Raw genomic sequence first — 26,452 nt, 5'->3', positions numbered from 1 at the left:
TTAAACCAAAGGCGTCTGCAAACGTGTGCGATGTGGTGAAAGACGCGCCAGCATTGCTGCTGAGAATGGTGAAAACGATCCTAGCATCATATCTGTTAATGCCTCAGCACATAATGGCGCAAGGGCATAACCTTTAGCGCCCATCGCACTCATGACCCACATGCGGTTGCTGTCTATTAATTGTCCCACGATTGGATGATAATCAGGCGTTTGGGTACGAACGCCAGCGCGTCCTTTCCATGAGCTGATATCTGTCGGAATGACCGCGCTCAGCTCAGGAATGGCGGTGATGAGCTTGTCGCGGCTAATCTGATGCTCTTCACTACGGATATCCGTAGCTGTGTCGTTGCGTATAAAACTGGCACCTAGCAAAAACTGAGGCTGGGACGCTACAACATTGTTTAACTGTGCATCGCCCGTTTGGGCGCTAAATAGCGCACAGTAACCGCTATATTTGAGCGGAATTTTTGGTAAGTGTGCGAGTTGCTCAGGCGTCGGCGTGAACCAAGAAAGTTGACCACGGATTTTACGGCAATCAAAAATACGTTTGTCTATCTGATGACTCTCAAAAGCGGCGCAAACCACTACGTTATCGGCAGTGATAGCTAACTCAGACTTGTCCTTGTCGCATCCTTGAATACAGACCTGACTTTGTGTTTCACTAATGCGATTGACTGTCAATTGTTGAAAATGGATCAACGGATGGGTCAGTATAATCTGCTTTAAGGCCTGCGGATTGACTAAGCCAGATTGCGATAAATATAAGTTCTCTGATACCTCTTGCTCTTTTAACCCGCTTATTTCTTGCGCTTGCTCAGATGATAACGTAGTTGCCATATCATTAGGGTAATCAGTGATTTGCTCTGTGCCGATATTGGCTTTTATCAGCAGATCGAGAGCGCCCGTTGATTCAAGTACAGGTGGTATTTGTTCTTTTTTAGCTTCTTGGTTAAGCTGTCGGTAGAGTCTGCTGCTATAGAGATACCCTATCGTATGCAAATGCTCATCGACATGGTGAATCGGGGTCATCTTGGGTGCGAGTAGGGCACGAGGGTTGCCTGATGCGCCTGCTAGTGGCGCAGATTTGTCTAATAAAGTAACTCGAATACCGCGATTGGCCAGCGTCCACGCCATGAGTAAGCCTGAAACACCCGCACCAATGATGACAGTGTGATCAAACGCGCTATAAGCTTTTTTATCATTGGTGTCGCGACTTTCGTCAATACAAGTGTTGTCACTGGTAGGGTCACTAATATGATCGTTCTTATCTGAGTCCGTCATGATGGCCGTTAGCATCTGACGCTTGCGACCAAAGCCTTTGACCTTATGGATATAAAAACCGTATTTTTTTAACGCACGTTTGACAATACCAGCGGAGCTATAAGTGGCGGCAGTTGTATTTGGACAGGATAAACGCTGGATTTGGGCAAAGATATTTTCAGCCCATAAGGTGCTGTTGCAAGAAGGCGCAAACCCGTCCAAAAACCAAGCGTCTATATAGGGCGTAGGTTGAGTGGACTTATCTGAGAGCAGTTTGGTCAAGCTTTCAGCGGCATCACCAAACCACATGTCCACGCTTAGGTTGTCAGCGAAAAAGTTCAAACGATGACAGCCCGCAATTATAGGAGGATAAGCGGCCAAAAGTGGTTCAATGAATTTTGCTAGCTCAGGGGCGCGCTGCCCCCACAAGGTGAGTATTTGCGTTAAATCAGCAAGCGGTATAGGATATTTTTCAGTAGTAATAAAGTGCAAACGCGCGGACGCCAACTGGGGATATTGGTCGCGCAGTTGTCGCCACAGTTGCCACGTTGCCAGGAGATTGAGTCCCGTACCAAGACCCAATTCAGCAATCGTAAAGCATTGCTTTGGCGAAAGATTAGCCAGTCGCTCCGGCAACTGGTTGTGCATCAAAAACACATGACGTGATTCTGCTAGGCCGTCCGTGTGCGAAAAGTATACATCACCAAACTCACCCGATACTGGCACCTTATTGCCTGTATCATCCATTTGCCAATCAATTTTGGCAGAAGTAATGATGTTTAGTGGTGCAGTATATTTAGTTGGCGTAGTAGACATGTGGCGTTTCTTAATTACCAACGTTCACGGCGTACAAATACCAACCAAGAGACAAAAATACCGACCAATAAACTGATTAAAACTGTAAAGGCACCATATAAAAACAGCTGACCTTTACTTTCATATACCAAGACATTCGCTTGAGTTTGTAAATCGTTCACTTGGCGCTGGAGCTGTGCATTACGGCTTAGCAGCTCTTGATTGGCATCGGATAGTGCCTTATTGGATGGCTGTAGTTGTGCCGCCAATAAAGTGTTGTTCGGAGCGGTGTTGGTAGTAGTCGCTGCTGTCTCTTGGCTTGCTATCGCTGGCGGCGTCCCTGAAGGAGTGGTATTATCAGTAGCGTTGACTGCCGTCGCCGCTTGCACTGCAATAGCAGTCAACAGCATAACGCTTGCTAGACCTGTTTTATAGACTGGGCTGTTTGATGAAAATAACCACTGACTCACGACGTTGCTACCTTGTCTGACGGTTTATTTTCAGAAGTGTCTTTAGGGGTCGGTAACGCTTGCACAAATGGCTTGATATCTACATGACTATATACGCCATCACGCAAATAAGGCTCAGCGCTTGCCCATGCTTGTGCCGCAGAGAGAGAATCAAAGTCAGCAATAATAAGGCTGCCTGACATCTCGTTTTTACCGTGTTCGATGGGCGTGGGGCCTGCAATAATAAGACGCTGTTCGCGATTCAATACTTGTAAACGTTCAACATGCTCAGCACGTGTCACCTGACGTTGGGCACTGCTATCTGCAACGTCGTAACCTATAATGGCAAATAAGGACATGAGGCTTCCTCAATGAATAATTAAGAATAAAACGCTATAGTCAGATCAATATACAAAAGACTTAGCGGGAATGAAATAAGTTTTTTGCTGTCTCTGGCAGCAACGGCACAGCAAGCAAGAAAAAATTATCCCAGTCCGTCATTATAATATCGCGTATCGATTTTATTTCGTATCGATTATGGTATAAGATAATAAAACTACTTGGCTGTTTTGTCAGTCAATGCAGGATTGAGATGCTTTTTTAACACCGCAAATTGGACGACAACGAATATCAGCATAATTGGAATCCAGCCATAGGTTTTAAAGTTAATCCACGCCTCATCCGACATTGTAAACGCTGTGATATAATGCAATACGCCCATAAAAGCGAAAAATAACGCCCAAACGACGGTCAGTTTTTTCCAGCCGCTTAACGTAAGCGTAAAGACGTCTTTCATTGCCAGTTGCATCAATGGCTTATTAATCGCAGCACTGACCAATAGCGTCAAAGCAAAGATACCGTTGATAATGGGTGATTTCCAGCGCAAATAGATATCATCGCGCAAGAGTAATGTACCACCGCAAAACAAAATGGTTAACAGCAAGACAACCCATTGCTGTTTATCAAATTTGCCCTTTTGGCGAATAAAATGAATTGCATAAATAATAATGGTGGCAACGAGCAAGGCGCCGGCTGCTGCTAAAATGCCGTTATAACGAGCAGCAATAAAAAAAGCAATTAACGGAATGAAGTCTAATAAGGCTTTCATAACAAATAGGATGTCCAACAAAAACGTATGGGGTAGTTTACACGTCTCCTGAGCCAAAAAAAAGCAATCAACACGATTATCGTCCTATATGACATGCCTTAGGCATTTTCAACTCGTTTTACTGATAACATAGCTATCGTCATTATCGTATTTAAAGTGACAACATCCTTATATTGACAATACATTCAAAACCTTAAGGCCGGCTTTATGAAAATCGATTTACATTGTCATAGTACTTGCTCTGATGGTACTTATGCACCAGCAGAAGTGGTACAACGCGCCCATGCAGCTGGCATCACTGTTTTGGCATTGACCGATCATGATACGTTGGCAGGTATTGATGAAGCGCGTGCGGCTGCTAGTGCTTGCGATATGCAACTAATCAATGGAGTTGAGATCAGTTGTGAGCATACGCTAAACGGTGGTTATGGCAAAAACAAATCAACCAATAAAATTGTCCACATACTTGGGCTTGATTTTACAGATCGTGAAAAAATGCACCAAACATTGCAGCAATTGCAAGACAGTCGGGCAACCCGTGGGCAGCGCATTACCGAAAAGCTCAGTGCGTTGTTGGGTATCAACTGCGACGAGCTATGGCAAGCGGTACTCGACAAAGCCGGCGGCAATCCACAAGCGGTAGGACGTGCTCATATTGGACAAGTATTGTTTGAGCGCGGTGAGGTGAAAACCGTCCAAAAAGCGTTTGATAAATATTTGGCGGACAATAAGCCAGCTTATGTGGCCATCGAAGCGCTAACGATGCAACATGGTATTGAGTTGATACATGCGTGCGGTGGTAAGGCGGTGCTGGCACATCCAACACGTTATCAGCTATCAGCGACGAGAGTACGCAAGCTTATCGAAGAGTTTGCACAACTTGGCGGTGATGCCTGTGAGCTACCTGCTAATAGTGAGCCCATTAGCACTCGTAGAATGGTGGATCGCAGCATCACCGAGCACAATCTTGTTACGTCGATTGGTAGTGACTTTCATGGGAGCAATATGCCATGGCGACGCTTGGGTGATGTCCCCACCTTGACTCCTGATCAGCAGGGCGTTTGGCAGTCTTTTGCAGCATTATCTTAAAAACATTGTCTTAAAAAACCGTCATGGAGTAATGCAGAAACTTCTCAAACCAGCTGATAGCCAAGACAAACATGGCTATATTCAATAAGTCAGTTTAAGCCATGTCTCCAATCTGGCTTTAGCTTCCTAACTTTCACTATCCGCGGTAGCCCTATTATGGCTGTATCGATATCTCATCTAGGCTATAGAAAACTCTCTCGAGTGATTTTTGAGTGGCAAGCTGCTGATCGGACATCGCTGCTGGCGTTGTTTATTTTAATGGAAGTTTTCTCACATTGGTTGTGGTGTTTTTTTGTTTGGTGTCGTCAAGATACCTATGGCGCCTATGTTGATATGACGTTGCTGTATTTTTTATGGATTGGGGTGACATTAATGGGTGCGTTTTCTTTTTGGATGAGTGGCCGTTTTTCGCCCATCAAAAAAGACAATGGCTCGTTACATAAGTGGCAGGCCATTTTGGTGGCGCTTTATAGCACTTATATTGCTTTGGTGATTTTAGTCATGGGACACAGCAGTTTGGTGTCTGGCATTTCGCTAGTTGGTGGCGCGATGTTGGCAATGATGCTCATACGGCGTCGTTATGTATGGCGGGCATTTTTAGGGCATGCTGCTGTGATTTTAGCAGTGACACTCATTCCATATTTTGGGGTGGCTCTACCCAATCTACGTCAAATAACAATTACCTCTTTTCCTTTAAATACGAATAATTATCTGGCCTATAACGAAATGAAGGCAATTGAAAGTGCGATCTCTGCCTCTGCGTTAAAAAATGGTCTACTAAGCTGGGATAGCTTGAGTCAGCTGCGTTTTTCTTCAGCGTTTTTTTGGCGTAGTACGCATATTTATATGGCGCTTCCCAAAGCCCTTTTTATTGTTTATATATTTCGGGCGTTGTTGGCTATATTAGACGACAGCAAAAAAGAAATCCTGCAACATGCCAATCAAGACGAGCTGACCCAGCTTAAAAGTCGCCGTTATGGTCTAACACAAATGAAACAAGCACTGGCGACAATAAAAGATTGGCAAGACTTTAGCGTGATTTTATTGGATTTGGATTTGTTTAAGGAAATCAATGACAATTATGGTCATGAGGTTGGTGATCGAGTTTTGGTAGAAGTGGCACAAACGTTATCACAATCGTTAACGGACGAAACCATCATTAGCCGTTATGGCGGTGAAGAGTTTTTAATCGTGCTGACAGATACCAGTCACGATAGTGCGATGCTCATTGCTGAGCAGTTGCGGCTAAGCATTGCAAAGCGAGTAATTGCGGTCAATGATAACCTCTCTTTCAATGTGACCACCAGTTTGGGCGTGTATACTTTAACGTATGACGAGCGCACCTGTATCAGAAAAGCCCATAAAAAATCCGTTCAAAAAGATGATGAGAGTCAGTTTGCAAAGCCACAGACATTTAGGTCACGCAGTAGCAAACGAGGTAATCGTCCCCTCTCAACAGCAGCACAGTTACCTCATGATATTTGTCAGCGTTTAATTTCTATGGCAGATAAAGCTTTATATGAAGCGAAAAGCTGTGGTCGCAATCACGTCGTGAGCGCCAATGAGATGTCAGCAGAAGGTAATGGTATTGAGTCACTTTATGGTACTCAATTATGAGGTCAATTGCTGCACCAAGCTTGCCAATACACTGGTCGCAAAACTGCCAGTGGTCAACGTAAAGTTTAGCACCAGCGTTTGTTCATCATCCCATCTCCAAGACAGTGCTTCGATAGGTAATCGCAGCGCTCGCCGCTGTGCTTTAATGTCGCGCGTCTCTAAGCCTTTTGCTAGTGGCATTAATAGTGGATTGCCCTGAACAATGTCCTGCTCGATGGCTGCGGCTGCGCCACTGACTTTGTCGTTACCCGTGCCCCATAATACACCAGTAGGATGGATATCACCGCTGGCAAGTCGCGCGCGCAGAGTATCGTCGATCGTTTCGCTCGTAAATATCGATCCCGAACCATCTAAGTTAAACACTTCACCTGCCAGACCGTTATTCCAACTGCCATCACTGACGCGTGCTGCCAATATCTCATTGAATATCAAGCTACGCGCAGCAGACAATTCCATGGTGTTTTGCTCACGTGGTACGTGCTTACGTTTGCTCTTTTTTGGTTGCGGCCTTACCTCGCGCGGTGGACGCGCAAACAATGCCAAGGCTTCTCTAACATTATTACCGTTACGTCCAAAGCGCTGCGTACCAAAATAATTAGGTACGCCATTTTCGCTCATGGTTTTTAAATACTGCTCGACTCGTTGCATGACAGAGGGCACTTGCTCATACGTTTCATTGTCTAAACGGTCAAACTCTATATCCCGTAAGGTAATAATAAACTCATTGGCTCTGTGAGTGCCGCGATTGAGTTTTTTATTGTGCCAATGCTGGGTGAGGATAGTGACCGATTCATTGTCTCCGATATCTGTCGGTGCAAACTCAGATTCAGGCAATTGTTTTTTGGGTATGCGCAGACTAAACCACTGCGTGGTCAGCGCATGACGGTCTTTGAGACCTGAGTAGCCGACATCGCGTAACGGAATCTCAGCCCATTCTGATAGCAGTTTGGCAAGATACGCGGTGTTCATCCCTGATTTTTGTATATGCAACCACAAGTGCTCACCTTCGCCAGTAAACTCTAGCGGCAATATCTCGTTGACGATAAAGTCTGTGGTATGGGCTTTATAGCTTGCTTGTTTTAACGGTGGCTGTATGGGCTGCGGTAAGCTTGAGGTATCAGTCGCTGCGGCTATATCGATATTTGAGATATCGAATGTTTCATTACCCAGTACCTTATTATTTAGCGCCTCATTTTTTAGTGCTATTTCTTGAGCCGTAGAGGGAGAATTGGTTGTCAGGTTGATATCTTTCTCTTGAGAAGTCATAAAACGGTCTTTTATTTTTGATGATAAGTTTTAAAGGGATATGGTAAAGGGCGGTGTTAAAAGCAAGTAATTACGTTTTGCAACGCAGCAAACCTACAAAAAAACAGCGTAAGCCAAGTGGTCTTGCTACTATCGATATATAGGTACTGATGGATATAGACATACGTCACTTGAGACGACTGGCAGCGGCAGCACAGGCTGCAATCAGGGAATAATAGCATTCAATTAGAAAATAATTATAACCGTTAAGGAAAATTTATGAGCAACGCAACCATTAATACCGTCACTATTAGCAAAGCGGATATTCCAAGTGGTGGTATGAAATCCTATAAACAGGATGACGATAGTATCATTTTAATCACTCGTGATGAGGACAAATTTAGCGCCTTTGATGGCAAATGTCCGCATGCTGGGGCTGATTTAGGATCAGGCTTGCGCTGTGGTAATCGTGTGGTTTGTCCTTGGCATCATGCAAGCTTTGATAGCCAAGAGGGCACGTTACTAGAGCCAATAGCGATAGAAGGTTTGACCCGATATGAGCTGACAGATGATGGTGACAGCGTGACCGTGACGACCTCCGCCAAGATAAATAAGTCGATTGAAAAGGACAAATTGATCGACACACATACCATCATCGTGGGTGGCGGCGGTGCAGGCTTTATGACGGCGCATCAGCTACGTCAAACGGGTTATGGTGGCAAGATCACGCTTATCAGTGCTGATGAGTCCGCGCCTTATAACCGTCCTTTGTTATCTAAAGCATTTTTGGCAGGCAAGATGGATGCAGAAAAACTGCTACTGGGCGGTGCTGATTGGGCGAGTAACAACAATATTGAGCTGCGTTTAAACCAAACGGTCAGTGCAGTATTGCCCAATGAGCGTACCATAGTGATTGAAAATAAAAACGGTCAAAGCACACAGCAAACTGCCGATTTTTTAGTCGTAGCGACAGGGGCGCAGCCTAAGATACCACCCTTTAAAGGGGCTGAGCTTGATGACGTTTATACTTTACGCAGTATGAATGATGCCAAGGCCATCACAGCGGCCAGCGATAACAAGCACGTCGTCATAGTAGGTACAGGGTTTATTGGCATGGAGGCGGCGTCAGCCTTGATACAAGCGGGCAAAGCGGCCTCTGTGACGGTCGTGGGTCGTGGCCGCCGTGTCATGAGCAATATCGTATCTGAGACGGTGAGCAACGCATTAATCAAACTGCACGAAGAAAAAGGCGTCAAGTTCGCATTTGGGGCAGGCGTTGAAGAAATTAATAGTGATGATGGCAAAGTCAATGGTATCACGCTGTCAGATGGCAGTACGCTTGACGCAGATGTGGTCATCTTGGGTACAGGCGTATCTCCACGTACCGCGTTGCTAAACGAGGTCAATGACCCAGATGGCGTGCAAGTGGATAGTCATTTGCAATTACGTGATGGTGTTTATGCGCTAGGTGATATCGCCAAAGCCACCAATCAAATGGGTCGTATGCGTATAGAGCATTGGCGCGTGGCCTTGCAGCATGGTTTGGTGACGGCGGCCGCGATCATAAATGATGACACGGTTGACTCACTGGAGGCGCGTATTCCTTTCTTTTGGACGATGCAATATGGCAAAAGCCTGCGTTATAGCGGTCATGCCGAGACACCCGAGCACAATATCTTATTTGGTGCACCAGATACGCTCGATTATATCGAGTACTATTTCGCTGACGATGGCGATGATACGCGTGCCAGTGCGGCAAGTACGCTAGGACGTGACAAAGAGTTGGTTGCATTCTCTGAGCTACTGCGCCGTGGTCATGCGCCAACACGCGCGCAGCTCAATGCTGGATTCGATATTATCGACCAAGCCCATGCGTTATCGCACTAGCCTGTAACAGGGTATAAGTATTATGATAAAGGCTGGCCTGTTGATTCAGGTCAGCCTTTTATAATAAGTCGATATTGAATAAAATGGATACACAAGATTATGATGCGAGACTGGTACAAATTTTTCTCGCTTGCTGTGTGCTTTGCACTCCAGAGGCGTTAAAAAATTTATCCTAGTCTCGCTGGCTCTCTTTTATATTAGCCTAACTATAAGTCAATAAAAAAGGAAAATTACAATATGGATAAGGATGCTGTGTTTTTACGTCAAGCCGAAACGGATGATATTGGCGCACTTGAACAGTTATTAAATTGCTGTTATCGGGAGGCAGCGGGCTGGACTAATGAGGCGGATTTGGTTGGTGGTATTCGTATCACACCCGCTGAATTGACAAACACCATCACCAATCCGAACCATTATCTCTTTGTGTATCCAAAAACGACGACAGGCGAGCGAAATGGAGCAGAGACAGGTGAGATGCTTGGCTGTATCGCAGTCGATATGAAAGTCGATCCTGACGCGAACAAAAGCGCTTATATTGGCATGTTTGCCGTACATCCTGAGCTACAAGGGAAGGGCGTTGGTCATCAGATACTACAAGCAGCAGAGACGTTTGCCATAAGATATCTGCAATCAAGTGCCCAAGAGGCTCAAACAAAACCTGCGCGCCTGACTATGTCAATTCTAAGTCATCGTCCTGAATTACTGGCTTACTATCAGCGCCGTGGTTATGAGCTAAATGGTAATAAAGTGCCATTTCCAAATGATGGCAATAATGGCGAACCCAAACGTCAAGATTTGGAGTTATTAGAATTAGAAAAAATCGTTAGCGAGTAAATGCTATCTTGATTAACCCCAAAAATGACCAAACGTCATAAACAGTCCGATGCTCAGCAAAATAAATGCCACAATAATTAAGCGCTTAAACCAGTTAAACGCTGGTAAGCGTGTGGCATTGTCATCAGACATCAGATAAGCAAAAAAGAACAGCAAACTTGCTGCCAATGTCATGATTCCAAGACCAATCGGTAATATAAAAAGGTATACCTGCCACACGGTCATCTCTCAACAGTCAGTATTAATTGCATCATAACAGTAACGAGATTGCGCTGTCAGTATAGTCACTCCACTATAAAAGTGTTACGACGTTAATCTTGTTTGAAGTATGACATATACATCTGCACTCGGTTGCCTTGTACCACTTTCAAATTGAATCGACTATACGAGTAGTTTTTAAACCTGTCCTCAAACTAAAAAACGGGCAAGGCTGCAATTCAAATAAATAGCATGAAATTAAGTTGGGTTCGGAGCATTAATTATATATAGTTCAGGTAACTTTATAACTATAGTGAAAGTGACGTGAAGCAGGTAAAAAAACTGACCGTGATAGCGTTATTGATTCCACTATTTAGCGCCTGTTCGAGTCCGCCTTCTGAAAGCATCGTTGAGGGTCTAATTGAAGATCAATATAAGCAAGGCGATAGAATAGTGAGTGATGCCGTGGCAAGTGCAGGTAATGATAAAACAGCAATAGCCATGAGCAATATGATGGAACGCATGATGCCAAAGCTTGAACGCATCGAAAATATCAATTGTGATACTACAGAAGGCTGGAACACCTATGCGTGTACGGCTGATATCACACAGACGATTGCTGGTACTAGCCGAATCGATAAGACCCGCTTTAAATTGTCTAAAGTAAATGGTGAATGGGCCTTAGATAATTAAAAATATACTCAGGTGAGCTGTTACTTTTCTGTTTTCTCATGCTGTTAAGGATGTATATGAATACCTCTTTTATCCCTAAAAAATTATTTAAGTTATCCCCTTTACCAGTCGCATTGCTGTTTTTACCTTTCTTAATCTGTCCTGCCTTTGCTCAAACCTATCAAATCCAAGATTTCTCGGATGATTATGACGCAGTTATCAAGACCGTAAACGATGAAGACAGTGAGGCAAATAGTGTCATTAATATTATAGATATTAAGACCAAGAAAGTTCTTATTAGTCAGCCTGCTGACATCGATATAGATTATGAACTAGATAATAGTAAAGAACGTCAGCTGGGTAAAAACATCAGCGCCAATATTGTCAGTATCCCGTATGGGGAACATAGCATATTGATTTATAAGGATTTTAACTTTGATTGGCAAAAAGACTTGGCATTGAAAGATGGAAGCAACGGCTGCTACGGTGGGCCTTCTTATCAGGTATATTTAAAGAAAGGCGCTAAATTCGCTCATAGCGAAGCATTTACCGAATTGGCACAAGGTTACTGCGGATTTTTTGGCGTTGATGAAGACAGCCAAACCTTGAGCACCATGACTAAAAGTGGGGCAGCGTGGCATCAGTTTTCTGAGTATAAAGTGATTGATAATAAGCCCGTAGCTGTCCATATTATCGAAGAAGAGTATAACGCTAGAGGGTTGGTTTCTATCACTGAAAAAACAAAAGTGAATGGTAAGATGTTGATAGATAACTATGAAATGCTACCACCGCGTAATGGTTCAAATGAAGGTGAAGTATCTCTTTCTGTTTACAGGTTTGATTTGGAAAACGGTAAAAAAATGGTGTTAGATAGTACTGACGGTGAGACACTGATTTATATGTTTGCGGACAAAGATGGTAAAATTGAGCTGTCTTATGATGGGCAGTTTGACTATGATGCGTCAAAGAAAACATTAAGCTTTACTAAAAAATCTGTGCGCTATCAAATTAATAATAATGGCATCACGGTAAAACTGCCTAACAAGACAGTTTCGTTAAAATCGAACGTCAAAAGCGCGCAAGGCAGTTTGAACAATCTTGCCAAATTTAAGAACGTAAATTAAATAGCCTTTCATCTAAAACTACTTAAACCAATCTAGACAATGGCACGGCGTCTATAAAACAACAGTCCAGGGATGGACAAGCCCAGTACCAATCCTGAGGTCACAAATAAAGCCTCAAAAAAATACCCCATCATCTGATTAAATAACTCGTCCGAATAACCAAAATAACCAATCTGCACCATACTGACCATCGCCTTATAAGCGGCAATACCGGGCATCATACAGATGACACTTGGCGAGATTAGAGCTTTGGGCGGTAGGGTGTATTTTCTAGAAAAATACACCCCCAAAAAGCTGGCAAGCATCGCCCCAAAAAAGCTGGCAACCACGATATGTACGTGCTGATAGACAAGAGCCGTCTTTAGCCCAAATCCCAAAGCAGTCATAAGCAAACAAGGTAAAATATAGCGTTTGGGTACGGTAAACATGAGTGTCCAACCAAGGGTAATAATGCAAGACAATACAACGGTTTCTATGAACCACATGTCAAAACCCCCAGTGCTGTATTCTAAGTAATACAAGTGCTATTACAATGCCCACACAAGCTGACAAGGTCAACATATAGGTAAAAACGGCCCGTCCAATACCAATATTGACATAACCTTTTAAGATGTCTGAAAAAGAGTTGATCAAAGGAAAGCTTGGCACCAGTAGGAGCACGCTAGAGGCAACCGCAATATCTGCATTATTACCAATATCAAAATAATAGGTTGTCGCCCCAATTAACGAAGCGATAAAAGCGGTCACAATAACGGTGATAAAGGGGTTGAAATGATGTTTAGATAAATAAATACGTGTGAGCATCGCCACCATGCCAGCGATAAAGGTCACGGCGGTAATTGACCAACTGCCGCCATTCAGATAAGCAAACGCGGCACAAGACGCGCCAACAAACACGCTCACCAGCCACGGTGGATAGACGGCCTTATCTAACTCATCAAAAGCACGCGTGGTGAGTTCTGTCAATTTATCGTCGTTTATGGAAGCTTCGGTTTTATTGACGATTTGCTGAATTTGCACCAATAAATTGACATTGATGCTCTGATTGATCGTGTCTCTGGTGGTGGTGATACAGCGTTCATCACAGATGGTGGTCAATGTAAGCGCATTAAAATTGAGCGAACACTCCACGCTGTTCATCCCCAAAGCGATGCCCAAGCGCTTAGATAAGTCCACCACAACGGCAGACTCAGCACCATACTGCATGAGGAGTAATCCGCAGCGCACGCACAGTCGAGTAATGCGCTGCTGCTGGATGTAACTGATAGAAGTCATGTTAACTACGCAACTTAGTCATTGATATAAACAGTATAAGTGATGATGCGATGCTGATAGCACAAGGTAGCGATATCATCACTTGCGGTGCTTTTTTGCTGCTATTATAAAGCGTAAATTACATAACGAGGAGAATATCATGCCTATTGGTATTTTGACGCTGACGTTTTCATTGCCCGGATGTGGCTCGTTAAAAGAAAAACGCCAACGCATGGGCGGCTTACATGAGCGCTTCGGTCGTAATCCAAGTGTAGCAGTGTGTGAAAGCGGCGAGCGTGATCGGCATGACGCCAGCGAATGGACGTTTGTAGTAGTCGCGCTATCCAAACGTGAGGTTGAGTCACAGTGTCGTGAAATTGAAGAGAAAATAGAGCGTACTGTGGATGCGCGGGTAATGGATGTTGAGAGGGAGTTTGTTTAGGAAGTGGCTTTTATAGAAAACTAACACCTAATCTGCCATTTTAATCACGTCCAAGTTATGCTCCATGACCACGATGGTATTGCCTTTAATCTACTAACCTTACTGAAGCAGGATAAAAAATAGGTTTTTAGAATAATATAAGCAAATATCGATAAATTAAGTTGAGTTTTAATAAAATTATCTGTATTGTAATGTAACAAAATTTATACATTGAAGTTATGATAAAGAGATTGTGGGAGCTACTAATAGCTTGCCAACCAAGCGATAAGCTAGTGATCAGTTATTAGGTCTAAGTCTTGATTTCTCTATTCTCAACCGTAATGGCACTAAAATTTTGTCAGTCAGGTCAACTTTATTATTAGAGAAATATTATGCTAAAAAAAATCGCTTTTTTAACCATGACTTCAGTCCTATTTGCTGGTTGTGCTTCTATTCCTACAGAACAAGCACAAGTATCTGATGTCTTAAAGCAAGTTCAATCGCCTTCGAGCGATAAAGCAGGATTATATATTTATCGTTCTAACAGTGTCGTGGGTGCCAGTTTGAAGAAAGATATTTGGATTGATGATGAGTGTGTTGGTGAGACAGCGCGCGGCACATTTTTTCACCAAGAAGTGCAAGGAAATATGACACATAAAATATCTACTGAATCTGAATTTTCTCCAAATTATTTAATGGTAAATACGACAGCTGGTCAAAACTACTTTATTAAGCAATATATTAAGCCGGGCTTATTTGTCGGTGGTGCTGGACTTAAATTGGTTCCAGAAGCTGAAGGTAAAGAGGCAATATCAGATCTTAAGCTGGGTGTAAAAGGCAAGTGTAGCAAATAATAGAGTTCATTCTAGGATGAGCTAAAGCATCATGAACGCTTATTAATGCATCAAAAAAAGCATCAGCAATTAAGCTGGTGCTTTTTTAATCCTTTTCAAAAAAGGCATATCTAATCTGACTTACTATTGATTGTTTTTAATCCAATCATGAATCTGAGGTAACTGATTCTCTATATCTTGTTTTAAGTGAGGCGCATTGCTATTTGTCCACGTCTCGTCACACCAATCACAGCTACTATATAAATTGCCAAGCCAACAAGGGTAGTATGAAACGTTACCAGGTAAATCTCTCGGAGCGTTCATAAAACCACAATCGATATTATTAATTACTTTACAGATATCCATAGGAGTAATTTCATCATTTAAATATTTTTTAATTAAGTTGATCAAATATTTAGCCGCTAAGATTTCTGCACTCAATGATTGCGGTGAAAAATCTGGTTCTGCTGCTGCAGAGAGTCTAAAAAGAATATCTTCAAAATGGTCTTTTTTAGCGTCCAATAGCTCAAACACTTCTTGAGGGATATTATTGTTTTTCTCTATAAATACGCAAGCCCACTGTCTAATCGATTCTACATCAGTTTTGTCAAACCAACATTCTACTAATACTTCTTGATGAGTTTTCATGTTGCTGCTCGGAATATCATGCTCTAGTATTGAATTTCTAGTGAAACCTACTTAGGTCATCTAACCTAAATGTTCTACAGGACTTGCTGGTAGGTCACAATCTTTCTTGCTTAAACCTGTCGTATGTATCAGAAAATCTAAGCAGATAATTTCTACCATTTTCATCCAGACTATCGTATAAATCATCTCTTAATACTTCATAAGCCTTTATAAAAGCAGGTGCGTTTTCACGAGTAAAGGGTTGTCTCATATCATGTTCGGTAAATGAATGAATTATATTTAGTAGCGAACCAAGATGGTAAGGATTATGTTTCAAAGCTTGCAAGTAATAAATCAGTCCCGTCTCATCTTCTTCATATTCAGTATGACATGGAGCGGGTCCTGCAACTATTAACCCTTTTAAACTTAAAGCATCAGCGATCTCAAGATCGGTTGCTCGATTATCGGCAATAACTTCATTGAGAATAGCGAAAGCTGTCCCTAAATCTTCTAGCTCAAATTGGTAGATTATGTATTCAGCTTGACTGATTTTTTCTTCTATTGTCTTCATATTTCAGTCTCATTTTTCCCTGCTTGAGGTATTGAATATAATTGATGACAAGACATTATATTGAGTTTTCTGTTTGATCAATTTTTAAGTTTACGCCTATAAGCATTTTGAGCCTATAATTATTCTAAAATGATAATATTGAAATAGAAGTTTGTTTATTCGCTCAATTATACTTAGGTATTAATGTACATATAAAGGACTGTCATGACCATCACCACTATCCAGCTATTTACTTTCATCATTGCTGTATTCATATTTATTATGACGCCGGGTCCTGGTGTATTTGCCACTATTGCCAAAGCCATGACACAAGGTTCTTGGGCAGCGCTGCCTTTAATCATTGGCCTTGCCGCAGGCGATACTATTTATATGGTGTTCTCTGCTTATGGACTGAGCGCGTTAGCAAGCAATTTCAATACATTGTTTACTGTAGTCAAGTTTGTAGGGGCAGGTTATTTATTTTACTTGGCGTACAAGATGTGGACGACTGTGCCAAGTGAAATTATTACTGGAAATGTAGCGCTAAAGAATAAGAATGAAGGGTTAAAAAGTGTGATTTCAGGCTTTTTGGTATCTATTAGCAATCCAAAAGTTATTTTGTTCTACATAAGCTTGTTACCTAGCTTTTTTCCAGTAACTAGCTTGACTGGAGTAGATATTACGATTCTATGTCTGGTGATTTTTGGCTGCGCCATTGTTGCCATGATGATGTATGCCTTTATGGCGAGTTACGCGCAACAACGTCTAAAAAGTCCTAAAGCCCGTCAGAAATTTAACCGAGTAGGTGCTTCATTTATGGGATTGGCTGGCACATGGTTGATAGCGAAAGGTTGAATTTACAATATTTAGAAGACTTTGTATCGGCTAAACATAGGCAACGTAATCTAAATGTAGATAATTGGATAAATAGTTCATTAGCCAGTCGTTTGCCAAAATAGATGAAAGCTGCCAAAAACCGTGAGCAGATTTTAAAGGCAATTGCAGTTTTGAAAGTTAAGTATGATGATGAGTAGATTGGCATGGGATGCGATACTTAACAAGATAATTTTTTGTAATATTGAATTGTTGGATTTTCTTCGTTAATCTAATCTACGGGCTAAAATTGATAAATCTATCTTCTCGTTGATTGAGAAAGTTGACTATACCTGCTATCTTTTTTAAATTTTGATTCAAAATGGTAATACCAATTCCACATGAATTTGGGTAGAAAACCATTTTCAGATTTCACCTCATTCATCATGATGAATAATTCAACTTTAACATCATAGTCTATTCGGACAGGTGATTTTGTACCTTCAGCTATTAAGTCTTTTAAAATATTAATCTTATTATTTCCAAAATACTTAAAGTAAACGGATAGTATTTCTTTATCCTTTTTAGATAGATATTCTTTATAGAAAATATACTTTCCAGCCTGACGAAAATCATTCTTTTCAATATATAAGTTGGCAAGGTTTTCACACAGAACAGGATGTCCGTAACGAAGTCGCATGTATCCTTTTAAATTGTTAATAGCAGTATCTATATCATTATTGTGGATAATTTTGTTAATACCATTTGTCAGCTCAGCTTCAGTCACATGAAAACTCCTTTGATATAGTGTTGAATAATAGATATTATTCTAAAACATAAAAAAAGGCCACTCCCTAAAGAGTAGCCTTTTATTATTAACTCACTAACTTGTATTAGCTTACTTCTTTCAACCCTTGTTCAAGCATCGGTTTCAAGAACTCACCCGTATACGAGCCTTTGACTTCTGCCACTTCCTCAGGCGTGCCTTCAGCGATGATGAGTCCGCCACCTTTACCGCCTTCAGGGCCAAGGTCAATCACCCAATCGGCCGTTTTGATAACGTCAAGATTATGCTCTATGACGACGATGGTATTGCCTTTATCGCGTAGGGTATGCAGGATATGCAGCAGCTTATCGATATCATGGAAATGCAAGCCAGTCGTTGGCTCATCCAAGATATAGAGCGTCTGCCCCGTATCACGTTTGGCAAGCTCACGAGCTAATTTAACACGCTGGGCTTCACCACCTGATAGCGTGGGCGCAGACTGACCCAAGCGAATATAACCAAGACCAACATCCATCAACGCTTGCAAACGACGATAAATCGCTGGAATGGCTGAGAAGAACTCAGTCGCATCCTCAACCGTCATATCAAGCACATCGGCGATGCTCTTGCCTTTATAGTGAATCTCTAAGGTCTCGCGGTTATAGCGTTTGCCTTCACAGGTATCACACGGCACATACATATCAGGTAAGAAATGCATCTCAACTTTAATGAGACCATCACCTTGACACATCTCACAGCGTCCGCCTTTTACATTAAAGCTAAAGCGACCGGCTTTATAACCACGAGCACGCGCTTCTTGTGTTTGTGCAAACATTTCACGCACAGGAGTAAACACGCCTGTATAAGTCGCTGGGTTTGAGCGCGGCGTCCGACCAATCGGGCTTTGATCGATATCGACCATTTTGTCCAAATGCTCAAGTCCACTGATGCTGTCATGCTTGTCCGCAATCAGCGTTGAAGCGTTATTCAGCTGAGTGGCGGCCAAAGGCATAAGCGTACGGTTAATCAAAGTCGACTTACCTGAGCCAGAGACACCCGTAATACAAGTCATGATGCCAATAGGTAAAGTCAAATCAACATCGTGCAGGTTATTACCAGATGCACCTTTTAACTCAATCGCCATTGGGACTTGTTTGGGCTTGGCTTTCCCTTTGACTTCCATATCTATTGTTTTGGCTTTATGACGAATGGCTGGAATCTCGATTCTTTTCTTACCAGACATGTATTGTCCAGTGAGCGATTCTTTGTTTGCCATGATGTCATCGACCGTACCCTGAGCGATGATATGACCACCGTGAACGCCTGCGCCGATACCGATATCGATGACGTGATCCGCTTGGCGAATGGCGTCTTCATCGTGCTCCACGACCAATACGGTGTTACCCAAATCACGCAAGCGCGTTAAGGTTTTTAGCAGGCGATCATTGTCACGCTGATGCAGACCGATGGACGGCTCATCGAGCACGTACATCACGCCCATGAGACCTGCGCCAATTTGGCTGGCAAGGCGAATACGCTGTGCTTCACCGCCTGAGAGGGTTTCGGCAGAGCGGGCAAGCGACAGATAATCAAGCCCGACACTGACGAGGAAGTTTAGACGCTCGTTAATCTCTTTAAAGATTTTTTCTGCGACTTCGCCTTTATGACCGCCAATCTTTAGCGTTTTATAATAGTCAGCCGCGTCACCGATAGAGAGCTTGACGATTTGAGCAATGGTTTGATCATCGACACGGACATTGCGCGAGATTTCATTGAGACGCGCGCCATCACAGACGTTACACGTAGTATCCGCCAAGTATTTCGCCAGCTCATCACGTACAAGATTGCTTTGGGTTTTGGCATAACGGCGTTCTAAATAAGGCAATACGCCTTCAAATGGCACGGTCTTGTTGGTTTTACGACCACGCTCATCAGTAAAGTTAAAAGTCAGCTTCTCTTTACCAGAGCCATGCATGATGATATCTTGCTGCACTTTTGGCAGGTCTTGCCAAGGGGCATCCATATCAATTTTAAAATGATTACAGACGGTAGAGAGCAAACCAAAGTAGTAAGCATGACGCTTATCCCACCCGTTGATTGCACCTTGATTGAGTGACTTTTCATGATGAGTAATCAGTTTTTCGGCAGCGAAATACTGACGTTTACCCAGACCGTCACAGCTTGGGCACGCACCGTAAGGATTGTTAAAACTGAACATGCGCGGTTCAAGCTCAGGCACGGCACGATCACAGACAGGGCAAGAGTGCTTCGCTGACATGACTTGATTGGCGTCGCCGCCTTCTTTTGGATTGCCATCCATAAAGTGCAACGTCACAATGCCTTGACCCAAACGCAGAGCCGTCTCCAAACTTTCAGCGACGCGGTTGCCCAAGTCATCACGGACTTTGAAGCGATCAACCACGACTTCGATAGTGTGCTTTTTCTTTTTATCTAGCGTTGGTAGCTCGTCGGTATCATAGACATCACCATCGACGCGTACGCGCACAAAGCCTTGACCAATCAATTGCTCAAGCAAGACGGTATGTTCGCCTTTACGCTCACGAATCACTGGCGCTAAGATCATGATCTTGGTGTCATCTGGCAGCGCCATGACTTGATCGACCATTTCAGTGACCGACTGCGCGACCATGGGCTCGCCATGTTCAGGACAAAAGGGCGTGCCGATACGTGCATAGAGCAGACGCAAATAGTCATAAATCTCGGTAATCGTCCCAACCGTTGAGCGCGGGTTATGGTTGGTGGATTTTTGCTCGATAGCAATCGCCGGTGATAGACCTTCGATACTATCAACGTCAGGTTTTTCCATCTGTGAGAGGAACTGACGCGCGTAAGCCGACAAGCTCTCGACATAACGACGTTGCCCTTCGGCATAAAGTGTATCGAATGCCAACGAAGATTTGCCTGAGCCAGATAGGCCAGTAATCACCACAAATTTATCTCGTGGAATGTCTAGGTCGATGTTTTTTAAATTATGAGTACGTGCGCCGCGTATTGCGATATGGTCATGTGCCATCGGTGATAGGTTTCCTATTTGCTAAAATGGTATTTGAAAAGAGGTCTAAAACGTAAAAGGGTCAATGAAGATGAATTCACTGCTTAATCAAAATTATGAATGGTTGTTTTTATTTTAATCTTACTGAACGAATTTAAATCAAATGAGGGTTAAGTAACAGGGGGTGTTTGTTATAGATTTAGTCAGATACTGTCATTCTGGTTTGATACTCTCGTTGAGCACAGTTATTTTATAGGGCCGTTTGGCATTTAAAGTTTATGAGACAATCTTTCTAATAACGTTGTACTTTATTGTCATGATCGGCAGATTATTCAAGGTATGACGATGCACCAGATGCACTTAGTAACAAAAGTATCGCCTCGCATGTATGGGGAACGCAGGAATGATTAGGATAACGTAGAAGTGGCTAGAGTAATGGCAAAAAGACAAAAGTCTCGGCAACCTGACGGCGAATGTCTTATACTATGGGGCTTGATTTATCGGCTGACATTTTGCCAGAGCAGCAGTGATAAATTAGCAGTGCAGTAATGATGAATCAGTAGGGCAGTCATGATGAATCAGTAGGGCAGTATGATAAACCAGCAATGAGCAACCAGTGAGGCAAGTATGAATAGCGTAGAAAAACGGGCAATTCTTGGGGTCGGTGGTATATTTGCTTTGCGGATGATTGGCTTGTTTATGATTGTGCCTGTGTTTTCGGTATACGGTGATAATTATGCGCATGCCACGCCATTTTTGATTGGTCTGGCAGTTGGTATTTATGGCTTAGGGCAAGCTATTTTTCAGATACCAATGAGCCTTGCTGCTGATAAGTTTCCGCGTAAACCGATTATATTTTTGGGTTTAATTTTATTTGCCATTGGCGGTATCATCGCTGCCAATGCGACGGATATCTATGAGGTCATCATTGGTCGAGCGCTGGCGGGTAGTGGTGCGGTCTCTGCGGTGCTCATGGCGTTACTGGCAGATGTGACTCGTGAAGAGATGCGCACCAAAGCAATGGCGACGATGGGATTAACCATTGCCACCTCTATCATGCTGGCTTTTGCTTTTGGTCCCTTGCTTGTGGGTTCGCTTGGTATTTCAGGATTGTTTTGGCTGACCGCAGGCTTCGCTGTTTTGGCGATGGTGTTATTATTGGTTGTACCCACACCGTTACGCGTACTCAAGCACAATTTAGACAATAAATCGATTGGTGAGCAGTTAGCAACCGTCCTCAAAATCGGCGATTTGAATCGCTTGCATATCGGTATCTTTGCGCTACATCTGACCATGACGGCGATTTTTGTTATTTTGCCGCACCAATTAAGTGAGGTAATGGGGCTATCGGTACGTCAGCAAGGCTTGGTGTATTTGCCACTATTATTTATCGGCTTTGCGGTCGCGATTCCCTTTATCATCATTGCCGAAAAGAAACGTAAGATGCGCCAAGTGTTTTTGGGCGCGATTGCATTAATGACCGCTTCTTTGGTCATACTGGCGCTCGGTAGTCAGGTCGGTGTTGGTATTATTTTTGGGTTATTATTGTATTTTATGGGTTTTAATCTACTTGAGGCGACGATTCCTTCGTGGATATCGAAGCGCGCACCAGTGGCCAATAAAGCGACCGCGATGGGGCTCAATTCATCCAGCCAGTTTTTTGGCGCTTTCGTTGGCGGCGCAATGGGCGGGTTATTATTAAGTCAACCCAATGTGCTGGCGTGGGGTATATTGGCATTCATCATGGGTGCGGCATTGCTGCTTATTATTCCAATTGCTCAGCCGCCTTATTTATCGAGCACGACGGTGACGATTCCCAAAAATATCAATATCCAAGATTGGTCACGGCAAATGCTGGCAGTAGATGGCGTTGATGAGCTGGTGGTGATGGCAAAAGAGCAAGTCGCTTATTTGAAGTTAGATAAGACACAGTTGACAGATAACTCACGGCAGCAGTTATCGAGCTTGGCACAAAGTCCATTGGACATTTAGGACGCGCTAAGCCGTTGCTATCAGTGCCACAGTCACAATCATAGCCAAATTTATAATACACCTTAAGTTTTTATCTCTATTTAAAAGAAATTAATATGAGTAAATTTAATACGTTATCTAATATGATTGGCAAGACAAACTTGTCGACCATGACTAAGTTTGGAACAGGTCTTGCGTTGTCAGTCACTTTATTGATCTCAGGCTGTGCTACCCAAAATATTCAAACTTATCAAAACACCACGCCAACGCTCGATATGCATGAGTTTTTTTTAGGTCAGATTGATGGCTGGGGCATGTTTCAAGGACGAAGCGGCGAGGTCAAAAAACGTTTTTATGTGGATATCAATGCGACCCATGAAGGGGATGATGTCATTGTTTTAGACGAAAAATTCTCATGGGCAGATGGTTCAAATTCACAACGTATATGGCGTCTGACGCAGCAAGCTGACGGTAGCTGGAAAGGCACGGCTGGTGACGTCATCGGCGAGGCAACAGGGGAAGTGGTTGGCAATACGTTGCATTGGCAGTATCTATTAGAGCTACCTGTCGATGATAAAACTTATAAAGTCAATTTTGATGATTGGATGTATTTAATCGATCAAGATGTCATGCTCAATCGTTCAGTGATGAAAAAATTCGGTGTGGAATTGGGTAGTGTGACGTTAAGCTTGCATCGCAATAACACTGACGCCAAATAATGTTGGTTGATAAGCTTACTTTAAAAACAGTGGTGATTGCAGGTGTTCATCCACTTGTTAAAATGGCAAAATAGTAGCTGTATTATTTTTAATCTATAAAAATCTCGATGAATATATTTCTTGCGACAAGTGCTGTCGCATCCAGCCGATGGCTTGTAGATATTTAAACAAAAATTGGTTAATATGCTATTCAATGACGATTAAAACGATTCATCAGATTATTCATAAGTAAAAGGACGGTATCATGCGCGGAGTTAATAAAGTTATCATCATCGGTAACCTTGGAGCAGATCCTGAGGCACGTCAATTTAACAATGGCGGTAGCGTGACCAATATTTCGGTTGCGACATCAGAGCAATGGACAGACAAACAGAGCGGTGAAAAAAGAGAAGCGACGGAGTGGCATCGTATCTCATTATTCAACCGTCTAGGAGAGATTGCCGCGCAGTATTTGCGTAAAGGCAGCAAAGTCTATATCGAAGGCAGTTTGCGTACCCGTAAATATCAAGACCAAAGCGGACAAGATCGTTATATTACCGAGATTCGTGCTGAGCAAATGCAAATGCTAGACGGTCAAAGTGGTGGCCAAGACAGCAGTAATTTTGGTGGTCAAAATCAAGGCGGCTATGGCAATCAAGGCGGTCAAAACAACCAGAACAATTTTGGTCAGCAAGCAAACAATCAGCCAGCACAGCAAGGTGGTTATAACCAGTCTGGCGGCGCTGCACAGGGTGGTCAAAATAACTTTGGCAATCAAGGCGCACCTGCTCAGCAAAATCAGTTCAATCAACCAACGCAAAAACCGGCGCAGTCAAAACCTACTGCGATGCCAGATGGCCCTGTAGATGACGATATTCCGTTCTAAATCTTATAAGAATCAAAGTGTAAAGATAATTAAGTAATGTTGATTGAATAAAAAACTCTGCCACGGTAGAGTTTTTTTATGCCTGACTATAAATATGGTTGGTTCTAAATAAAAAAAGTATCTTGAGATAACGCTCAACAATAAAACGTTTGTTCATTTTTAATCAAAAGATTTATATTTTTTAATCAATTATTTTTCAACAAAATTTCATTAAAATATTTAGAGAGCAAAATAATAACAAATATTTTTTTTGACTTTGATTATCATACATTTATTATCAGTATGTTATCAATGTCGTCTTAAATTTATAAGCCATACCGTTCATACCTTATATTAACCGTTCAATCTATTCAATTTAATTAATGCTAACGATTTATTAAAAGGAATTGATATAATTCCTGCAAATTGATAGTTTACATAATATTAATTATTAAGAGCCTATTTGAAGTAATTTTTAATAATTGATGAAAATTCAAAGTTTGGCCATCTAATGGCGTAAAACATAATAAGTCATTTGGTCGGTCGCTCAAGATAAGAGCGCCTATCTTACGGTTACTGCTGGGTATAAAGAATGAATTATAGTGATGTGTTTCGAAAAAGCGATCTTGGAAGAGAGGAAATACAGTCTCAAAGTTTAGGTATATTGCCACGAGAAGCAAGAACGTTACTCATTATGATTGATGGCAAACGAGACTATCGAAGCTACCTAGAGACACTTGACAATAGCAAGATGTTTGCAAGTTTTGGTGGCGTAACGCCACTTTTTGAGCTGCTTTTAGAGCTTGAATATATTGAATTGGTAGGCGTTGCCCCTACAGCTACTAGAGCAGAGATATCGTCACAAATGCCTGTGGCTCCTTCTGTCGTTCCTGAGTCTCGACCAATATCACAGTCTACTGATACAAATATTGAGACAGATTTTGAGCGTACGTTCAATAATAATTCAAATAAAATCACCACCTCGGGCAAAAGCGCGATAGGCAATATATTCAGAAATAAACTCTTTAAAGCCAATGACGAAACAATAAAGTCGGATTTGGCCACTTATATCGAAAAAAATGCACCTCCTGTAGAGGCTTGGAGTTATCTGCTTATGTTAGAGCAGTGTGAAAATAACTCACAATTATCGATTTTGGTGCAGGAAATACAGAATACTAGCAGTGAAAATTTAGCGCGTGGTATGAATGAATTTATCAGAAGAGTTCAACACTAATACTAGGGCGTTTCCTAAAATTTTTTATGCAATAAATAAAAATTTGTTGAAGAATAACTGAAATGTGATATTTAAAAAATTCAAAAAACTACTTGGAGTGTTTTATGGAATCCGTTGATCTTTCAGAATTAAATCGTTTAAAAATGCTTCATGGTGAACATATCATTTTACGCCTAACTTATATCAGTCGTTATAATAATGACAACCCTAATGGGGAAGTGACTCGTATTCTTGATCAGGCGCAGCAAAATAATGAACGCAATGGCATCACAGGTGCTTTGGTATTTAACCACAATTACTTCTTGCAAAGTATTGAAGGGGCCAGACCAGTCATCAATGAACTGCTTAGAAAGCTAGTGAAAGACAATCGGCATCATGCCCTCCAAATTATTGAATGCTGCGAAGTTGAGCAGCGTCGCTGGAGTAAGTGGTCAATGAAATATTTGATCCCAAGTGAAGAAAACAAAGGGCTTGCACTGAAGTTTTCTACTGGCACTCAGTTCAACCCTTATCTGATGAGTACCAATCAAATTATGATGTTGATTGATGCGCTTTCTGAAATTCAAGAGCAAGAACAAGCAGAAGAGAGCGTTTCTAAAAAGAAAAAGCCTTGGTTTTCTATCGGTTAGTTGATCCTTATCAAAAATATCCGACCCCATAAAATTTTTATGAGAGACATAATATGACATCAGTCATTGCAGATGCGCACATTTTAATGAGCATGACGTATGCGAGCCGCGCCAACCCAGACGTGTCTGCTAAAGATTTTCATGAAATCTTGAAGCAAGCACAAATAAACAATGCTGCCAATGGTATCACTGGTATGCTAACGTTTAATAAAGATTATTTTTTGCAAACGGTCGAAGGACCAAGGGCACAAATTAATCGTTTATTGTATAGTTTGATTGCTGATCAGCGACATCATGATTTACAAATCATCGAAACGCGTGAACTGAATCACAGAGCATGGGCTGAATGGTCAATGAACTATGCGTCTCCAACTGAAAAAAACACGGCGATTTATCTAAAGTATTCTACGACTGTAGATTTTAATCCGTATTTACTGAGTGCTGCATCTGCTCATGACTTGATGAACGCGCTTAGCGATCAACAAGATTAGTTAACAAAG

Annotated in this window: 27 protein-coding genes; 15 read left to right on the top strand and 12 right to left on the bottom strand. The window is 42.3% G+C overall.

Going from position 1 to position 26,452, the window contains the following annotated elements; translation table 11 throughout:
- The 4 genes from mnmC to ispZ form a co-directional block, all read right to left on the bottom strand.
- Positions 1 to 2,076 (bottom strand): FAD-dependent 5-carboxymethylaminomethyl-2-thiouridine(34) oxidoreductase MnmC, encoded by a 2,076-nt coding sequence (gene mnmC / locus M917_RS01920; protein ID WP_021813061.1) that lies wholly within the window; start codon positions 2,074 to 2,076, stop codon positions 1 to 3.
- Between the two features lie 14 nt (positions 2,077 to 2,090).
- The gene (locus tag M917_RS01915; protein ID WP_021813060.1) at positions 2,091 to 2,525 is read right to left on the bottom strand and encodes a hypothetical protein; all 435 of its coding nucleotides are present in this window, start codon (positions 2,523 to 2,525) and stop codon (positions 2,091 to 2,093) included.
- On the bottom strand, positions 2,522 to 2,863 hold the full coding sequence (locus M917_RS01910) for a YciI family protein (RefSeq protein WP_021813059.1): 342 nt from the start codon (positions 2,861 to 2,863) through the stop codon (positions 2,522 to 2,524). The genes M917_RS01915 and M917_RS01910 overlap by 4 nt, the downstream gene beginning before the upstream one ends.
- A gap of 197 nt (positions 2,864 to 3,060) precedes the next feature.
- On the bottom strand, positions 3,061 to 3,612 hold the full coding sequence (ispZ, locus tag M917_RS01905) for a septation protein IspZ (RefSeq protein ID WP_021813058.1): 552 nt from the start codon (positions 3,610 to 3,612) through the stop codon (positions 3,061 to 3,063).
- A gap of 207 nt (positions 3,613 to 3,819) precedes the next feature.
- On the opposite strand from ispZ, the gene M917_RS01900 reads away from it, so the two are divergent.
- The gene (locus tag M917_RS01900) at positions 3,820 to 4,701 is read left to right on the top strand and encodes a PHP domain-containing protein (protein ID WP_021813057.1); all 882 of its coding nucleotides are present in this window, start codon (positions 3,820 to 3,822) and stop codon (positions 4,699 to 4,701) included.
- 156 nt (positions 4,702 to 4,857) lie between these two features.
- Positions 4,858 to 6,318 (top strand): GGDEF domain-containing protein, encoded by a 1,461-nt coding sequence (locus tag M917_RS01895; protein ID WP_040641633.1) that lies wholly within the window; start codon positions 4,858 to 4,860, stop codon positions 6,316 to 6,318.
- Here M917_RS01895 and truD read toward each other — a convergent pair.
- The gene (gene truD, locus M917_RS01890) at positions 6,313 to 7,584 is read right to left on the bottom strand and encodes a tRNA pseudouridine(13) synthase TruD (RefSeq protein ID WP_021813055.1); all 1,272 of its coding nucleotides are present in this window, start codon (positions 7,582 to 7,584) and stop codon (positions 6,313 to 6,315) included. The genes M917_RS01895 and truD overlap by 6 nt on opposite strands.
- Positions 7,585 to 7,842: 258 nt before the next feature.
- Between truD and M917_RS01885 the strand changes: the two genes are divergently transcribed.
- Positions 7,843 to 9,450, top strand: coding sequence for an FAD-dependent oxidoreductase (locus M917_RS01885; protein ID WP_021813054.1), 1,608 nt, complete (start codon positions 7,843 to 7,845; stop codon positions 9,448 to 9,450).
- Between the two features lie 237 nt (positions 9,451 to 9,687).
- The gene (locus M917_RS01880; RefSeq protein WP_021813053.1) at positions 9,688 to 10,284 is read left to right on the top strand and encodes a GNAT family N-acetyltransferase; all 597 of its coding nucleotides are present in this window, start codon (positions 9,688 to 9,690) and stop codon (positions 10,282 to 10,284) included.
- A gap of 12 nt (positions 10,285 to 10,296) precedes the next feature.
- Here the strand turns inward: M917_RS01880 and M917_RS01875 are convergent, their stop codons facing one another.
- Positions 10,297 to 10,458: a hypothetical protein gene (locus tag M917_RS01875; protein ID WP_021813052.1), complete on the bottom strand. Its 162-nt coding sequence runs from the start codon at positions 10,456 to 10,458 to the stop codon at positions 10,297 to 10,299.
- Positions 10,459 to 10,806: 348 nt separating this feature from the next.
- On the opposite strand from M917_RS01875, the gene M917_RS01870 reads away from it, so the two are divergent.
- Both M917_RS01870 and M917_RS13630 read left to right on the top strand, forming a co-directional pair.
- Entirely contained in the window at positions 10,807 to 11,175 is a 369-nt protein-coding gene (locus M917_RS01870) for a hypothetical protein (protein WP_227500802.1), read from the top strand.
- Positions 11,176 to 11,231: 56 nt separating this feature from the next.
- Positions 11,232 to 12,278 carry an XAC2610-related protein gene (locus M917_RS13630; protein ID WP_021813050.1) on the top strand — a complete coding sequence of 349 codons (1,047 nt, stop codon included), beginning with the start codon at positions 11,232 to 11,234 and terminating at the stop codon, positions 12,276 to 12,278.
- Positions 12,279 to 12,310: 32 nt separating this feature from the next.
- On the opposite strand, the gene M917_RS01860 is transcribed toward M917_RS13630, so the two are convergent.
- Together M917_RS01860 and M917_RS01855 are read right to left on the bottom strand one after the other, a co-directional pair.
- Positions 12,311 to 12,763 carry a threonine/serine exporter family protein gene (locus M917_RS01860; protein ID WP_040641628.1) on the bottom strand — a complete coding sequence of 151 codons (453 nt, stop codon included), beginning with the start codon at positions 12,761 to 12,763 and terminating at the stop codon, positions 12,311 to 12,313.
- A 1-nt stretch (position 12,764) separates the two neighbouring features.
- Positions 12,765 to 13,553, bottom strand: coding sequence for a threonine/serine exporter family protein (locus M917_RS01855; RefSeq protein ID WP_021813048.1), 789 nt, complete (start codon positions 13,551 to 13,553; stop codon positions 12,765 to 12,767).
- A gap of 139 nt (positions 13,554 to 13,692) precedes the next feature.
- On the opposite strand from M917_RS01855, the gene M917_RS01850 reads away from it, so the two are divergent.
- Positions 13,693 to 13,974, top strand: coding sequence for a DUF503 domain-containing protein (locus M917_RS01850; protein WP_021813047.1), 282 nt, complete (start codon positions 13,693 to 13,695; stop codon positions 13,972 to 13,974).
- A 371-nt stretch (positions 13,975 to 14,345) separates the two neighbouring features.
- Complete coding sequence (locus M917_RS01845; RefSeq protein WP_021813046.1) at positions 14,346 to 14,807, top strand: DUF2846 domain-containing protein; 462 nt, start codon at positions 14,346 to 14,348, stop codon at positions 14,805 to 14,807.
- Between the two features lie 123 nt (positions 14,808 to 14,930).
- Here M917_RS01845 and M917_RS01840 read toward each other — a convergent pair whose 3' ends face one another.
- Entirely contained in the window at positions 14,931 to 15,434 is a 504-nt protein-coding gene (locus M917_RS01840; RefSeq protein ID WP_021813045.1) for a hypothetical protein, read from the bottom strand.
- A gap of 94 nt (positions 15,435 to 15,528) precedes the next feature.
- Positions 15,529 to 15,984 carry a hypothetical protein gene (locus M917_RS01835; protein WP_021813044.1) on the bottom strand — a complete coding sequence of 152 codons (456 nt, stop codon included), beginning with the start codon at positions 15,982 to 15,984 and terminating at the stop codon, positions 15,529 to 15,531.
- Between the two features lie 204 nt (positions 15,985 to 16,188).
- Between M917_RS01835 and M917_RS01830 the strand changes: the two genes are divergently transcribed.
- On the top strand, positions 16,189 to 16,818 hold the full coding sequence (locus M917_RS01830) for a LysE family translocator (protein ID WP_021813043.1): 630 nt from the start codon (positions 16,189 to 16,191) through the stop codon (positions 16,816 to 16,818).
- Positions 16,819 to 17,095: 277 nt separating this feature from the next.
- On the opposite strand, the gene M917_RS01825 is transcribed toward M917_RS01830, so the two are convergent.
- Positions 17,096 to 17,563, bottom strand: a complete 468-nt coding sequence (locus M917_RS01825; RefSeq protein ID WP_040641626.1) for a DUF6584 family protein — start codon at positions 17,561 to 17,563, stop codon at positions 17,096 to 17,098.
- Between the two features lie 106 nt (positions 17,564 to 17,669).
- Positions 17,670 to 20,576: an excinuclease ABC subunit UvrA gene (gene uvrA / locus M917_RS01820; RefSeq protein WP_021813041.1), complete on the bottom strand. Its 2,907-nt coding sequence runs from the start codon at positions 20,574 to 20,576 to the stop codon at positions 17,670 to 17,672.
- 606 nt (positions 20,577 to 21,182) lie between these two features.
- Here uvrA and M917_RS01815 point away from each other — a divergent pair.
- From M917_RS01815 to M917_RS01790, 6 genes are all read left to right on the top strand, one after another.
- Positions 21,183 to 22,547 (top strand): MFS transporter, encoded by a 1,365-nt coding sequence (locus tag M917_RS01815; RefSeq protein WP_021813040.1) that lies wholly within the window; start codon positions 21,183 to 21,185, stop codon positions 22,545 to 22,547.
- A 95-nt stretch (positions 22,548 to 22,642) separates the two neighbouring features.
- Complete coding sequence (locus M917_RS01810; protein ID WP_021813039.1) at positions 22,643 to 23,245, top strand: DUF3833 domain-containing protein; 603 nt, start codon at positions 22,643 to 22,645, stop codon at positions 23,243 to 23,245.
- Positions 23,246 to 23,489: 244 nt separating this feature from the next.
- Positions 23,490 to 24,110: a single-stranded DNA-binding protein gene (gene ssb / locus M917_RS01805; RefSeq protein ID WP_021813038.1), complete on the top strand. Its 621-nt coding sequence runs from the start codon at positions 23,490 to 23,492 to the stop codon at positions 24,108 to 24,110.
- A gap of 571 nt (positions 24,111 to 24,681) precedes the next feature.
- Entirely contained in the window at positions 24,682 to 25,323 is a 642-nt protein-coding gene (locus M917_RS01800) for a hypothetical protein (RefSeq protein WP_021813037.1), read from the top strand.
- Between the two features lie 104 nt (positions 25,324 to 25,427).
- Positions 25,428 to 25,952, top strand: coding sequence for a BLUF domain-containing protein (locus M917_RS01795; RefSeq protein WP_021813036.1), 525 nt, complete (start codon positions 25,428 to 25,430; stop codon positions 25,950 to 25,952).
- Between the two features lie 53 nt (positions 25,953 to 26,005).
- Positions 26,006 to 26,443: a BLUF domain-containing protein gene (locus tag M917_RS01790; RefSeq protein WP_021813035.1), complete on the top strand. Its 438-nt coding sequence runs from the start codon at positions 26,006 to 26,008 to the stop codon at positions 26,441 to 26,443.
- Positions 26,444 to 26,452: the final 9 nt, after the last annotated feature.

The organism is Psychrobacter aquaticus CMS 56, assembly GCF_000471625.1.
GTDB classification, from domain to species: domain Bacteria; phylum Pseudomonadota; class Gammaproteobacteria; order Pseudomonadales; family Moraxellaceae; genus Psychrobacter; species Psychrobacter aquaticus.
The sequence above is the reverse complement of the archived record's forward strand: the minus strand, read 5'-3'. Positions and strand labels throughout refer to the sequence as shown.

Excerpts from the sequence above, each read along its gene's own strand:
- M917_RS13630 (WP_021813050.1), top strand. The coding sequence starts at position 11,232 with ATGAATACCTCTTTTATCCCTAAAAAATTATTTAAGTTATCCCCTTTA.
- M917_RS01895 (WP_040641633.1), top strand. The coding sequence starts at position 4,858 with ATGGCTGTATCGATATCTCATCTAGGCTATAGAAAACTCTCTCGAGTG.
- ispZ (WP_021813058.1), bottom strand. The coding sequence starts at position 3,612 with ATGAAAGCCTTATTAGACTTCATTCCGTTAATTGCTTTTTTTATTGCT.
- M917_RS01875 (WP_021813052.1), bottom strand. The coding sequence starts at position 10,458 with ATGACATTGGCAGCAAGTTTGCTGTTCTTTTTTGCTTATCTGATGTCT.
- M917_RS01845 (WP_021813046.1), top strand. The coding sequence starts at position 14,346 with ATGCTAAAAAAAATCGCTTTTTTAACCATGACTTCAGTCCTATTTGCT.
- M917_RS01790 (WP_021813035.1), top strand. The coding sequence starts at position 26,006 with ATGACATCAGTCATTGCAGATGCGCACATTTTAATGAGCATGACGTAT.
- mnmC (WP_021813061.1), bottom strand. The coding sequence starts at position 2,076 with ATGTCTACTACGCCAACTAAATATACTGCACCACTAAACATCATTACT.
- M917_RS01860 (WP_040641628.1), bottom strand. The coding sequence starts at position 12,763 with ATGTGGTTCATAGAAACCGTTGTATTGTCTTGCATTATTACCCTTGGT.
- M917_RS01800 (WP_021813037.1), top strand. The coding sequence starts at position 24,682 with ATGAATTATAGTGATGTGTTTCGAAAAAGCGATCTTGGAAGAGAGGAA.
- M917_RS01910 (WP_021813059.1), bottom strand. The coding sequence starts at position 2,863 with ATGTCCTTATTTGCCATTATAGGTTACGACGTTGCAGATAGCAGTGCC.
- M917_RS01830 (WP_021813043.1), top strand. The coding sequence starts at position 16,189 with ATGACCATCACCACTATCCAGCTATTTACTTTCATCATTGCTGTATTC.
- ssb (WP_021813038.1), top strand. The coding sequence starts at position 23,490 with ATGCGCGGAGTTAATAAAGTTATCATCATCGGTAACCTTGGAGCAGAT.
- uvrA (WP_021813041.1), bottom strand. The coding sequence starts at position 20,576 with ATGGCACATGACCATATCGCAATACGCGGCGCACGTACTCATAATTTA.
- M917_RS01835 (WP_021813044.1), bottom strand. The coding sequence starts at position 15,984 with ATGAAGACAATAGAAGAAAAAATCAGTCAAGCTGAATACATAATCTAC.
- truD (WP_021813055.1), bottom strand. The coding sequence starts at position 7,584 with ATGACTTCTCAAGAGAAAGATATCAACCTGACAACCAATTCTCCCTCT.
- M917_RS01880 (WP_021813053.1), top strand. The coding sequence starts at position 9,688 with ATGGATAAGGATGCTGTGTTTTTACGTCAAGCCGAAACGGATGATATT.
- M917_RS01885 (WP_021813054.1), top strand. The coding sequence starts at position 7,843 with ATGAGCAACGCAACCATTAATACCGTCACTATTAGCAAAGCGGATATT.
- M917_RS01810 (WP_021813039.1), top strand. The coding sequence starts at position 22,643 with ATGAGTAAATTTAATACGTTATCTAATATGATTGGCAAGACAAACTTG.
- M917_RS01850 (WP_021813047.1), top strand. The coding sequence starts at position 13,693 with ATGCCTATTGGTATTTTGACGCTGACGTTTTCATTGCCCGGATGTGGC.
- M917_RS01855 (WP_021813048.1), bottom strand. The coding sequence starts at position 13,553 with ATGACTTCTATCAGTTACATCCAGCAGCAGCGCATTACTCGACTGTGC.
- M917_RS01840 (WP_021813045.1), bottom strand. The coding sequence starts at position 15,434 with ATGAAAACTCATCAAGAAGTATTAGTAGAATGTTGGTTTGACAAAACT.
- M917_RS01900 (WP_021813057.1), top strand. The coding sequence starts at position 3,820 with ATGAAAATCGATTTACATTGTCATAGTACTTGCTCTGATGGTACTTAT.
- M917_RS01795 (WP_021813036.1), top strand. The coding sequence starts at position 25,428 with ATGGAATCCGTTGATCTTTCAGAATTAAATCGTTTAAAAATGCTTCAT.
- M917_RS01815 (WP_021813040.1), top strand. The coding sequence starts at position 21,183 with ATGAATAGCGTAGAAAAACGGGCAATTCTTGGGGTCGGTGGTATATTT.